Raw genomic sequence first — 11,438 nt, 5'->3', positions numbered from 1 at the left:
GCCGGGTCGAGCGTGGGATCCGGCGCCGGCAGCGCCCCGGCCAGACCGGCGCGCAGTTGCTGGGCGTCGCGCTGCCAGGCCTGCAGTTCGGCCAGCCGCTCGGGCTGGCGCGCCAGCCAGGCTTCGACCTCCGCGCGCCGCGCCGGGTCCAGGCGGCCGTCGATGTAGGCGTGCAGGTCGTGTTCGTCGGGGATGGGGCTCATGCGCAACTCGCAAGCGAAAACGGGGCGTGGCGGCGATACGGCGCGGTCATTTCAGCAACCTCAGCGGCGGCGCCGGCGTCTCGCCGTCGCTGAGCCGGCGCAGCGCCTGGCGCGCGCGCGACAGGCGCGACATCACCGTGCCGATCGGAACCTCGAGGATGTCGGCCACTTCCTGATAGCTCAGGCCTTCCACCGACACCCACAGCAGCAGGCTGCGCTGCTCCACCGGCAACTGCTGCAGCGCGTCCAGGGCCGAGCGCGCGATCGCTTCGCGCTCGGCCGAGGGCTGGCTGTCCGGCGCGCCCAGACCGATGCGCGCGAGCAGGCCGGCGTAACGCTGGGCGCGGCGCTGGCCGTCGAGGAACTGGCGATACAGGATCGAGAACAGCCACGGCCGCAACGCCGCCTCGTCGCGGCGCTGGTGCCAGCCGCCGATGGCGCGCTCCAGCGCGCTCTGGACCAGATCGTCGGCCGTGTGCGGGTCGCGCGCCAGCCAGCGGGCGAAGCGCCGCAGCGAGGGCAGGTGGTCGCGCAGGGCCTGGTCGAGTTCGTGCGGGGACATGGGCGCGGTTCGCAGGGGTTCGTCCGGTGGGACGCCGCCGGGCTGAGTTTATTCCGTCCCCGGCAAACACAGCGGCCGGGGAATAAGCCGCGCCACCGCACGTCGTACCCCTGACGCAGCCACCGACGCCACGCCCCCGCCATGAACCGACCCTCCTCCCCGCCCCGACCGCCCTTCCCGCTCGCCCGCTGGACCTTGATCGCGCTCGCGGTCGGCGGCCTCGCCGGCGCCTTCGCCTATGTCGCCGGCTACCTCGATCCGCAGCGGCTGACGCCGGCGCGCGTGGTCGATCAACTGCAGAGCAACGGCGGCCTGCACCCCGGCTATCGCCGCAACCACGCCAAGGGCGTGTGCGTGACCGGCCGCTTCGACAGCAGCGGCGCGGCCGCGGCCTACTCGCGCGCGGCCGTGTTCGCGGCCGGCGCGAGCACGCCGCTGGTCGGCCGCTTCGCCCTGCCCGGCGGCAACCCCTACGCGCCCGACGGCGGCGTGCCGATCCGCAGCTTCGCCCTGCGCCTGACCCAGCCCGACGGCCAGCAATGGCGCACCGGCATGAACAATATGCCGGTGTTCCCGGTCGCCACGCCGCAGGCCTTCTTCGAACAACTGCGCGCCACCGCGCCCGACCCGGCCACCGGCAAGCCCGATCCGGCCCGGCAGAAGGCCTTCTTCGAGGCACATCCGGAAACCGCCGCGTTCCGCGCCTGGATCAAGGACTGCAAGCCGTCGGCCAGCTACGCCACCGACACTTACTACGGCCTCAACGCGTTCTATTTCGTCGCCGCCGACGGCGCGCGCCGCGCGGTGCGCTGGCGGGTCGAGCCCGACAACGGCGCGGCGGCCGCGCCGCTGGGCGCGCAGGACACCGACACGCTGGCCGCCGAACTCGAACGCCGCCTCGCCCAGGGCCCGCTGCGCTGGACGCTGTGGGCCACCCTGGCCGCGCCCGGCGATCCGGTCGACGACGCCACCCAGGTCTGGCCCGCGCAGCGCGAGCAGATCGACGCCGGCACGGTCATCGTCGAACGCGCCCAGGACCAGGCCAGCGGCGAATGCCGCGACATCAACTACGACCCGCTGGTGCTGCCCGACGGCATCCTCGCCTCGGCCGACCCGCTGCTGCCGGCGCGCTCGGCCGCCTACGCCGAGTCCTACCGCCGCCGCACCGCCGAGGAAGCGCGCGCCGGCGGCCGCCCACCGCAGGAGGTTGCGCGATGAACATCGATCAGACCCGATCCGATGAAGCGGCCCGCACCGACGCGGGCTTCGCCGGCCAGCCTCTCGCCGCGGTCGGCCGCGACGACGCGATGTTCTGGTGGCCGGCGCGCGTACTGCACTGGCTGATGGCATGGATGCTGCTGACGATGCTGTTCGTCGGCGCAGGCATGGTGGCGAGCGTGTCGGAACGCCACGCCTGGCTGCTGGCGCTGCACAAACCCTTGGGCATCGCGATCCTGGCCCTGGCGCTGCTGCGATTGGCGCTGCGGCTGTGGCGGCGCCCGCCGCCGCTGCCGCGCGAGCTCGGCGCGGCGCAACGCTTCGCCGCGCACGCCTCGCACTGGCTGCTGTACGCGCTGATGCTGGCGATGCCGCTGATCGGCTGGGCGATGCTGTCGGCGGGCGGTTATCCGATCGAACTCGGCACGGGGCTAAGGCTGCCGCCGATCGCGCCGTTCGATCCGAGCTGGTTCGCGGCCTTGCGCTGGCTGCATCGGACGCTGGCCTACGCGTTGTTCGCGCTGGTGCTGCTGCATCTGGGCGCGGCGCTGCATCACGGGCTGATCCGCCGCGATGGGGTGTTGCGCAGCATGTTGTGGCGGCGGCGCGGGGTGGATGCGCGGGAAAGCGGCGCGGCGGATTGAACGGCGGTCGCGGCGCGTGCGTGCGACGCGATCGGCAGCCCCGCGGTCGCGGCTCGCGCCACTCCTACAGGTAGCCCCTGTAGGAGCGGCGCAAGCCGCGACCGCGACACCGCAACTACGACGCAACCATCCACGCCGGCCGCTCACCCCACCGCCGGCAACCCATGCCCACCAACCGGCTCGGTCTCCACCTGCGAATCGAACCCGGCGATCAACGGCCTGGCCCGGGCGATCGCCGCCTGCACCTGCGGCAACGACAGCGATGCGCGATGGCTGGCGGCGGTGTCCCACACTTCGGTGATCCAGATCGCATCGCTGTCGCCCGGGTCGCGCGCGACCACGTAGCTGTGGCAGCCCGGCATCGCGCCGACCTCGTCCAGCAACAGCGCGATCAGCGCGTCGCGCTGGCCCGGCGCGGCCTTCATGCGGCCGATCAATCCGTACATGGCGGTGTCCTCCTCAGCGGGCGGCGGCCCGTGGCGAGGCCGACTCTAGCGCCGCATTGCGGACAAATCGCGGACAGCGCGTCCGCCCGCGGCGCGCTCAGCGCCGCTCGCGCGGAAACTCGGCCCGGCCCAGCGCGTACGGCAGCAGCCGGGCGATGTTGCGCGCGTCGTCGATGCCGCGGTGATGAGTGCCGGCGAACTCGAGCCGGGCGCGGCGCACGCCGCCGTCGAGGCCAAACTTGCGGCCCGAGCCCTCGCGCTGCGCGAACAGTCGCTTGATGTTGCGGTGCTCGGCGCCGACCGGATCGGGCACGCGGTGGAATTCGCAGTCCTGGCGCAACTGGTTGCGGTCGTAATCGCCCCACGAGCCCCAGATCAAATCCGGATACGCCGCGCGCCACGCCTTCAGCGCGGCCGCGGCCGCGGCGAAGCCGGGCGCGGCGTCGACGTCGGCCTGGCCGATGGTGGTCAGCGCGGTGCAGAACGCGGTCAGGCGCGGATGCCGCACCGGCCGCACGAAGGATTGGAATTCGTCGACGACGCGCAGCGAGGCGGTCTCGACCATCACCGCGCCGATCTCGATGATTTCCATCTGCTGGCGCGGCAGCGAGCCGTCGTCGGCGCAGGTGGCTTCGAAGTCGATCAGCAGGTAGTGCGCGGGTTCGCGTTCGGCTTGTTTTTCGATGTGTTCGTTCATGGCGCGTGATTGTCGCGCGCCCGGCGGCGGCATTGCGCCGCCGCCGATCGGCCGCCGGACGGCGGCCGGCGCACCGGCCGCGTGCGCGAACGCCGCGGCGCGAACGCGCTCACTTCGGCGCGAAGATCTTCGACAACCGGTCCGGCGCGCCGTCGATGCGCTCCAGCCGCGGATAGCGCAGGCCGCCGCGGTAATCGATGCGCACGCTGCGCACCACCTCGCCGTTGCGCACGATCAGCTCGATCGGCTGCTTGCCGTCCTTGTTCGCGCCGACCGCGTCCTTGAGCCGCTCGCCGCTGGCGCTGTAGCCGTTGATCGCGATCAGCGTACTGCCCGGGGCGATGCCGGCGTTGAACGCCGGGCCGTCCCAGCGCACCGCGCCGACGGTGTTGTCGTTGGACAAGGTCAGGCCCAGCGAATAGGTCAGGTCGGTGTGCTTGCGGTCGCTCTCGGCGAGCTTGCCGGCCTCGCTGGGGGTGTCGGCGAAGCTGAGCTTCCAGCCGCTGGCGGCGAGGCCGTCGAGCGGCGCGGCGCGCGCGTCCAGGCGCTCGCGCAGGAACCCGGCCCAGTCGAACGGCGCGACCTTGTCGAGCGCGGCGACCACGTCCTCGAACTCGTAAGGCTTGACCTCGTAGTCGCCGTCGGCGCCGTGGAAGAAGGCGCGGGCGAAATCGTCGAGCGAGCGCTTCTCGCCGCTGAGCGCGCGCAGCCTGGCGTCGACCGCCAGCCACACCAGCTGGCCGCCGCTGTAGTAGTCCTCGCTGAGCTGCCAGCTCGAATACGACTTGGACCGGCGCATCGCGATCACCGGATCGAGCGTGGTGTCCTGGATCGAACGCCAGTTCAGCCCCGGCCGGTCCTCGGCGTAGCGCGCCGCCACCAGCGCCAGCGCGTCGCGCGCGAACTCGGGCTTCCACAGGCCCGAACGCGCGGCCAGGACGAAGCCCCAGTACTGGGTCTGGCCTTCGTACACCCACAGCAGGCCGTCGCTCAGCGGCTGGTTGAAGTTGCCCGCCACCAGCCCGGCCGGACGGCGGAATTTGCCGTTCCAGGCGTGGGTGTACTCGTGCGCGAGCAGGTCGCGGCCGAGCGCGCTGCTGCCGTCCCAGCCGGTGAAGTAGTCGGTATCGACGCCGTTCTCGCTGGAGCGGTGGTGCTCCAGGCCGATGCCGCTCATCTGCCCCGACAGCGACAGCAGGAAATCGTAATGGTCGTAAGGCTGCGAGCCGAACAGCTTGACCGCCTGCGTCACCAGTTCGCGATGCGGCTTGAGCTGTTCGGGCTTGGCCTCCAGGTACTTGGCCGCATCGGCCACCAGGTTCAGCCGCACCGGGATCTTCGCGCCCGGGGCCAGATCGATCTGCTGGTAATGGCGGCCGGCGAACACCGGCGAATCCAGCAGCGTGTTGAGCGGCACCGGGCGGAAGCGCAAGGTGTCGCCCTGGCGCGCGTCGAGTTCCAGCGCGGTGCCGGCCTGCCAGCCCGGCGGCAGCTTCAGGCTCGGCGCAACCTGGATGCCGCGCGCGTAATACCCCGCCGGGTACAGCGCGACCTGGTTCCACTGCACGTTGAGCAGGTCCGCGGTCATCACCACCCGGCCCTGGCCGCTGGCGGTCGGGGTCAGCATGTCGAACTCGATCTCCAGCTCGCTGACGCCTTGCGGCACGTCGAGCTTGAACGCGTACACGTCGAGCGGATCGCGGGTCCAGGCGATGGCCTGGCCGTTGCCGCGCACGCGCAGGCCGGCGAGCTTGTCGATCGGCCCGGTCGGCGAGTGGTTGCCCTGGATCCACTGCGGGAACAGCAGGGTCAGCGGCCCGGCCTGCACCGGCAGGCGCTGGCGCGCCTTGAGCACGCGCCGGGCGATGTCGCTGGCGTCCACGTCCAGTTGCAGCGTGCCCGGGTACGGCCGGTCCTGCGGCGGCGCGGTCTGCGCGCGCGCGCCGTGCAGCGGCAGCGCGGCGGCGATCAGCAGGGGCAACAGGGCGAGCGGGGACGGGCGCATGCAGGAACTCCGGAACGCGGGACACGAGGACGCATCCTACTCACCGCGCCGCCGCGGCGGCCCCCTGCCATTGGGCATGGGTCACCGTTACCGCCGCGCCGGAACGGCGGAGCGGCAAAGTGCGCACATCGCCGCCGCGCCGGCGCCGGCCGCCGGGGCGCCTCAGCGCGGCGGCAGCGGGTCCTGCGTGCGCTGGCTGCGCTGGGCCTCGCCGGCGCCGTCTTCGAAGTAGTCCACCGCGGTCACCGCGCCGGCGCCGTCGCGCACCAGCTTCAGCCGGGCGATGCCGTTGGGATAGACGAACTCGCCGGGGCCGACCGCGGTCAGCTTGGCCGGCGCGCCGCCGCCGACGCGCTGCATGCTCAGGCCGCCGCCGTCCACGCGCAGCGCCCACGAACGCGCGGGCTCGGCCTGCCGGTACACGCCCTCGGCCTGGCGCAGCGTCTGCGCATCCACGGCCACCGGCGCGACCGGCGGATACGCATCGCCGAGCGCCGCCGCGGCCAGCTTGCGCGCGATCGGCTCCAGCCCCGCGCTGCCCGGCGCGCCGCTGTCGCTGTTGCTCAGCACCGCCACGCTGATCTCGCGCTCGGGCAGGTACAGCAGGTACGAAGCGAAGCCGAAGATCCCGCCGCTGTGCGCGTAGCCGCTGCGCCCGCGCACCGCCATGCGGCCGATGCCGTAGCCATAGCCGTACGCGCCCTGCCTGGCCTTGCCGTGCGCGGTGATCATCTCGCGATAGTGCGCCGCACTCAGCACCCGGCCGCCGTGCAGGGCGCGGTTCCAGCGCAGCAGGTCGTCGAGCGTGGACACCAGCGCGCCGGCCGCGTGCGGCTGGCTCATGTCGAGGAAGTCCATCGGCGCGACCGCGCCGTCGCGGCGGGTATAGCCCTCGACCATGCCGGGAATCAGCGCATGCACGTCGCCGTAGCGGGTGTGTTCGAGCTGGAGCGGCTGCAGCAGACTCTGGCGCACGTATTCGTGCCAGGGCCGGCCGCTGGCGGCTTCGATCACCGCGCCGAGCAGCACGTAGCCGGAATTGTTGTAGCGGAAGTCCTGACCCGGGGCGAAGTCGGCCGGCAGGTCCTTGAACACCGCGATCAGTTCCTGCGTGCTCAGTTCGCGCTTGATCGACTCGCGCATGTAGCCGTCGATGCCGGTGTAGCTCTTCACCCCGGAGGTGTGATCGAGCAGGTGCCGCACCTTGATCGCGTCGCCGTTGGGATAGCCCGGCACGTATTTCGACAGCGGGTCGTCGAGCCCGACCTTGCCGGCTTCGACCAGCTTGAGCAGGGCGGCGGCGGAGAATTGCTTGGTTACCGAACCGATGCGGAAGGTCTGCTCCGGGGTCAGCGGCACGCCGAGTTCGACATCGGCCAGGCCGCGCGCGCCGCGGAACAGCACGCGGTCGCCGCGCGCGACCAGCACGGCGATGCCGGGCGCGTCGGCGGGGACGTTTTCGGCCAGCAGGCGTTCGGCCAGGCCGCGCAGTTCGGCGTCCTCGGCGGCTTGCGTCGCTGGTGCGACGGCGGCGGTGGCGGCGAATGCCGGCGCCAGGCTCGAGCCGGACAGGGCGAGCGCGCAGGCGGCGGCGAGAAGGACGCGGCGGGCGGCCGGCATGACGACTCCATTCGTGGGCAAGATCGGCCGACCTTAGCCGCGCGCCCGCGGCGGCGAACACGGCCGGAAGTCCTGGCGACTTTCGGCGACTTCAGGCCACTTCAGGCGAGGTCCGCCAGCCGCCGCGCGCGGCCGCGCCGCTCAGGCCGCGCGGCCGCTCCCGCCGAGCAGGCTCATCGCCACCGCCTCGGCCGCCTTGATGCCGTCGACCGCCGCCGACAGGATGCCCCCGGCGTAACCGGCGCCCTCGCCCGCCGGAAACAGGCCGCGCGTGTTGAGGCTGTGGCCGTCGACGCCGCGGGTGATGCGCAGCGGCGAGGAGGTGCGCGTCTCCACCCCGGTCAGCATCGCATCGGCCATGGCGAAGCCCTTGATCTGCTTGTCGAACGCCGGCAAGGCTTCGCGGATCGCGGCGATCGCGTAATCGGGCAGCGACGCGCTCAGATCGCTCAAGCGCACGCCCGGGGTGTACGAGGGCTGCACCGCGCCGAGCGCGGTGGAGGCGCGGCCGGCGAGGAAATCGCCGACGCGCTGCCCCGGCGCTTCGTACTCGCCGCCGCCGAGCGCGAACGCCTGCGCTTCCCAATGCCGCTGCAGGGCGATGCCGGCCAGCGGCGAGCCGCTGTCGTCGTAGGGCCTGTAGTCCTCGGGCGAAATGCCGACCACGATCGCGGCGTTGGCGTTGCGTTCGTTGCGCGAATACTGGCTCATGCCGTTGGTGACCACGCGGCCGGGCTCGCTGGCCGCGGCCACCACCGTGCCGCCCGGACACATGCAGAAGCTGTAGACCGAGCGGCTGTTGCGGCAGTGGTGCACCAGCTTGTAGTCGGCCGCGCCGAGGATCGGATGGCCGGCCTGCGGGCCGAAGCGCGCGGCGTCGATCAGCGATTGCGGATGTTCGATGCGAAAACCGATCGAGAACGGCTTGGCCTCCATGTACACGCCGCGCTCGTGCAGCATCTTGAAGGTGTCGCGCGCGCTGTGGCCGAGCGCGCAGATCACGTGATCGGCACGCAGCTGCTGGCCGTCGGCCGTGACCACGCCGCGCAACCGGCCGTTCTCGATCAACACGTCGTCGACCCGCTGCGAGAAGCGGATTTCCCCGCCCAGCGCTTCGATGGTCGCGCGCATGTTCTCGACCATCGCGACGAGGCGGAAGGTGCCGATGTGCGGCTTGCTGACGTAGAGGATCTCTTCCGGCGCGCCGGCCTGGACGAATTCGGTCAGCACCTTGCGGCCGTGATGCAGCTTGTCGCTGATCTGGCTGTAGAGCTTGCCGTCGGAAAAGGTGCCCGCGCCGCCTTCGCCGAACTGCACGTTGGATTCGGGATTGAGCACGCGCTTGCGCCACAGGCCGAAGGTGTCGACGGTGCGTTCGCGCACCGCCTTGCCGCGCTCCAGCACGATCGGGCGAAAGCCCATCTGCGCCAGGATCAACGCCGCGAACAGGCCGCAGGGGCCCATGCCGATCACGATCGGCCGCAGCGGCAGCGACGCCGGCGCGCGGCCGACGAACTTGTACGCGGTGTCGGGCGTGGGCAGCACCTTGCCGGTGCTGGCCGGCGCCGGCGATGGGCCGGCCGGTTTGCGCGCAGCGGACGTCCCGGTAACCGGCGTATCGGCGACGGCCTCGGCCGCACCCAGGCGCGCAAGAATCTCGGCCTCGCGCGGCGTGTCGATGTCCAGCGAATAGATCAGCTCGATGCCGCCGCGCTTGCGCGCGTCGTAGCTGCGCTTGGCGATGGTATGGCCGGCGATGTCGGCCGCGGCGATGCCCAGGCGGGCGGCGATGGCGTCGGTGAGCGCTTGCTCGCTGTGATCCAGCGGCAGGCGAAGGTCGGTGAGTCGAAGCATGGCGATATTCTAAGACCTCGCAAGCGCGTTTCCGATGCGCTCCAGGGCCCGGGCCGAGCGCCGCACGCCCTTGCCTCGCGTCCCATCGCCAACAACGCAGGCCTTGGTTCGGCCAGCGCCGGAGCGCCGCCGCGCCCGGCTCGCAACGCGCCCCCGGACGAGGGACGAAACCCGCCACAAGCGTGACCCACCGCCGGGCTCGACATCGGCCTAACCACCGCCCCGGCCGGATTGGCTAGCATGCTCGTCTCCCCCGCCACGACGTCGCCTGCCCGATGATCCGACGCCAGTTCCTCCAATCCGCGGCCGCCGCCCTGGCCTCGTTCGGCCTGCCCCTGCCCGCGCTGGCCCTGGCCGGCCCGGCCACGCCGAAAAAGCTCGGCGCGCCGCAACCGTTCGACTACGCCACCCTCAAGGGTCAGGCGCGCGCGCTGGCGCAAAAGGCCTACGTGCCGCGCAGCACCACCCTGCCCCCCTCGCTGGCCGCGCTCAACTGGGACCAGTACCAGTCGATCCGCTTCCGTCGCGACCACGCGCTGTGGGGCGACGGCGACGGCAAGTTCCTCGCCCAGTTCTTCCACCTGGGCCTGTTCTTCAAATCGCCGGTGCGCATGTTCGAACTGGCCGACGGCCAGGCGCGCGAACTGGCCTACGACCCGGAAATGTTCGACCGCGCCGCCAGCGGCCTCAAGCCCGGCACGCCGCTGCCGCCGGACCTGGGCTTCGCCGGCTTCCGCCTCAACACCCGCAAGGATCCCGAGCGCGACTTCGCCGCGTTCCTCGGCGCCAGCTACTTCCGCGCGGTCGGCAAGGAAGGCCAGTACGGCCAGTCCGCGCGCGGCCTGGCGATCGACACCGGCAGCGGCCACGCCGAGGAGTTCCCCGACTTCGTCGCCTACTGGCTGGAGCGCCCGGCCAAGGGCTCGGACACCGTCGTGGTCTACGGCCTGCTCGACTCGCCCAGCATCGCCGGCGCCTACCGCTTCGCCATCACCCCCGGCGAGGTGCTGCTGATGGACATCGACTGCGCGCTGTACCCGCGCAAGACCATCGAACGCCTCGGCCTGGGCCCGTGCACCAGCATGTACCAGGTCGGCGAGAACGACCGCCGCATGGACTGGGACTGGCGCCCGGAGATCCACGACACCGACGGACTGTCGATGTGGACCGGCAGCGGCGAATGGATCTGGCGCCCGCTGTGCAACCCCGAATACCTGCGCTTCAACATGTTCGCCGACGACAACCCGCGCGGCTTCGGCCTGCTCCAGCGCGACCGCAACTTCGACCACTACCAGGACGACGGCGTGTTCTACGACAAGCGCCCGTGCCTGTGGATCGAGCCGAAACAAGGCTGGGGCGCGGGCTCGGTGCAGTTGGTGGAAATCCCGACCCTGGACGAAACCTTCGACAACATCGTCGCGTTCTGGAACCCGCGCGATAAACCGCAGGCCGGCCAGGAACTGCTGTACGGCTACCGCCTGTACTGGGGCGCGCAACCGCCGGCGGTGCCCAAGCTCGCCCACTGCGTGGCCACCCGCACCGGCCTGGGCGGACGCATCGGCTTCAAGCGCGACTATTTCTCCTGGCGCTTCGCCGTCGACTTCGCCGGCGGCGACCTGGCCGCGCTGTCCAGGCGCGACGCCACCGTCGAGCCGGTGGTGCAGATCTCCAAGGGCAAGCTGGAAACCGTCTCCTGCCGCCCGCTGCACGAAATCGACGGCTACCGGGTCATGTTCGACGCGGTCCCCCCGGGCGACGGCACCGAACAACTCGACCTGCGCCTGTTCCTGCGCGACGCCAGCGGCGCGCTCAGCGAAACCTGGCTATACCAGTGGTCGCCGCCGCCGAAGAGCGAACGCAAACTGTACTGACCCGCCCCACCCTCGCCGCCGCCCCCTGTAGGAGCGGCGCGAGCCGCGACCGCGACAACGCAACTACGCCGAACCTTGCGACGCAGCCGCAATGCCGCGGTCGCGACTCGCGTCGCTCCTACAGCCGGAATCGCAAGATCGACTCGTCCGCGAGAACGCCGTACGCGCCAACTGCATCAGCAACAGCCGAACCAAGTCGCACCGCCCTCACGGAGGCTACCTGTAGGAGCGGCGCAAGCCGCGACCGCGACAACACAACTACGCCGAACCTTGCGGCGCAGCCGTATTGCCGCGGTCGCGACTCGCGTCGCTCCTACA

At 71.6% G+C, this 11,438-nt stretch carries 10 protein-coding genes; 3 read left to right on the top strand and 7 right to left on the bottom strand.

What is annotated here, in order from left to right; genetic code table 11:
• Positions 1 to 203, bottom strand: a 203-nt coding sequence (locus A7A76_RS17980) for an anti-sigma factor family protein (RefSeq protein ID WP_428995186.1), incomplete at its 3' end; no start/stop codon positions are given.
• A 46-nt stretch (positions 204 to 249) separates the two neighbouring features.
• Positions 250 to 765 carry an RNA polymerase sigma factor gene (locus tag A7A76_RS17975; protein WP_206412491.1) on the bottom strand — a complete coding sequence of 172 codons (516 nt, stop codon included), beginning with the start codon at positions 763 to 765 and terminating at the stop codon, positions 250 to 252.
• A 141-nt stretch (positions 766 to 906) separates the two neighbouring features.
• On the opposite strand from A7A76_RS17975, the gene A7A76_RS17970 reads away from it, so the two are divergent.
• Together A7A76_RS17970 and A7A76_RS17965 are read left to right on the top strand one after the other, a co-directional pair.
• Positions 907 to 1,983 carry a catalase family peroxidase gene (locus A7A76_RS17970; RefSeq protein ID WP_206412490.1) on the top strand — a complete coding sequence of 359 codons (1,077 nt, stop codon included), beginning with the start codon at positions 907 to 909 and terminating at the stop codon, positions 1,981 to 1,983.
• 89 nt (positions 1,984 to 2,072) lie between these two features.
• Positions 2,073 to 2,627 (top strand): cytochrome b, encoded by a 555-nt coding sequence (locus A7A76_RS17965; RefSeq protein ID WP_206412493.1) that lies wholly within the window; start codon positions 2,073 to 2,075, stop codon positions 2,625 to 2,627.
• Positions 2,628 to 2,770: 143 nt separating this feature from the next.
• Here A7A76_RS17965 and A7A76_RS17960 read toward each other — a convergent pair whose 3' ends face one another.
• The 5 genes from A7A76_RS17960 to A7A76_RS17940 all read right to left on the bottom strand — a co-directional run bounded on the left by A7A76_RS17960 (position 2,771) and on the right by A7A76_RS17940 (position 9,249).
• Entirely contained in the window at positions 2,771 to 3,073 is a 303-nt protein-coding gene (locus tag A7A76_RS17960) for a putative quinol monooxygenase (protein WP_206412489.1), read from the bottom strand.
• Positions 3,074 to 3,170: 97 nt separating this feature from the next.
• Positions 3,171 to 3,770 carry a 3'-5' exonuclease gene (locus A7A76_RS17955; protein WP_206412488.1) on the bottom strand — a complete coding sequence of 200 codons (600 nt, stop codon included), beginning with the start codon at positions 3,768 to 3,770 and terminating at the stop codon, positions 3,171 to 3,173.
• A 109-nt stretch (positions 3,771 to 3,879) separates the two neighbouring features.
• Complete coding sequence (locus A7A76_RS17950; RefSeq protein ID WP_206412487.1) at positions 3,880 to 5,775, bottom strand: M61 family metallopeptidase; 1,896 nt, start codon at positions 5,773 to 5,775, stop codon at positions 3,880 to 3,882.
• A 162-nt stretch (positions 5,776 to 5,937) separates the two neighbouring features.
• On the bottom strand, positions 5,938 to 7,395 hold the full coding sequence (locus tag A7A76_RS17945; RefSeq protein ID WP_206412486.1) for a serine hydrolase domain-containing protein: 1,458 nt from the start codon (positions 7,393 to 7,395) through the stop codon (positions 5,938 to 5,940).
• 141 nt (positions 7,396 to 7,536) lie between these two features.
• Positions 7,537 to 9,249, bottom strand: a complete 1,713-nt coding sequence (locus A7A76_RS17940; protein ID WP_206412485.1) for an NAD(P)/FAD-dependent oxidoreductase — start codon at positions 9,247 to 9,249, stop codon at positions 7,537 to 7,539.
• Between the two features lie 275 nt (positions 9,250 to 9,524).
• Between A7A76_RS17940 and A7A76_RS17935 the strand changes: the two genes are divergently transcribed.
• On the top strand, positions 9,525 to 11,120 hold the full coding sequence (locus A7A76_RS17935; protein ID WP_206412484.1) for a glucan biosynthesis protein: 1,596 nt from the start codon (positions 9,525 to 9,527) through the stop codon (positions 11,118 to 11,120).
• The last annotated feature ends 318 nt before the right edge of the window (positions 11,121 to 11,438 follow it).

The sequence above is a fragment of the Lysobacter enzymogenes genome (assembly GCF_017168095.1).
In the GTDB taxonomy this organism is placed as follows: domain Bacteria; phylum Pseudomonadota; class Gammaproteobacteria; order Xanthomonadales; family Xanthomonadaceae; genus Lysobacter; species Lysobacter enzymogenes_D.
The sequence above is the reverse complement of the archived record's forward strand: the minus strand, read 5'-3'. Positions and strand labels throughout refer to the sequence as shown.

Excerpts from the sequence above, each read along its gene's own strand:
- A7A76_RS17975 (WP_206412491.1), bottom strand. The coding sequence starts at position 765 with ATGTCCCCGCACGAACTCGACCAGGCCCTGCGCGACCACCTGCCCTCG.
- A7A76_RS17970 (WP_206412490.1), top strand. The coding sequence starts at position 907 with ATGAACCGACCCTCCTCCCCGCCCCGACCGCCCTTCCCGCTCGCCCGC.
- A7A76_RS17965 (WP_206412493.1), top strand. The coding sequence starts at position 2,073 with ATGTTCTGGTGGCCGGCGCGCGTACTGCACTGGCTGATGGCATGGATG.
- A7A76_RS17960 (WP_206412489.1), bottom strand. The coding sequence starts at position 3,073 with ATGTACGGATTGATCGGCCGCATGAAGGCCGCGCCGGGCCAGCGCGAC.
- A7A76_RS17955 (WP_206412488.1), bottom strand. The coding sequence starts at position 3,770 with ATGAACGAACACATCGAAAAACAAGCCGAACGCGAACCCGCGCACTAC.
- A7A76_RS17950 (WP_206412487.1), bottom strand. The coding sequence starts at position 5,775 with ATGCGCCCGTCCCCGCTCGCCCTGTTGCCCCTGCTGATCGCCGCCGCG.
- A7A76_RS17945 (WP_206412486.1), bottom strand. The coding sequence starts at position 7,395 with ATGCCGGCCGCCCGCCGCGTCCTTCTCGCCGCCGCCTGCGCGCTCGCC.
- A7A76_RS17940 (WP_206412485.1), bottom strand. The coding sequence starts at position 9,249 with ATGCTTCGACTCACCGACCTTCGCCTGCCGCTGGATCACAGCGAGCAA.
- A7A76_RS17935 (WP_206412484.1), top strand. The coding sequence starts at position 9,525 with ATGATCCGACGCCAGTTCCTCCAATCCGCGGCCGCCGCCCTGGCCTCG.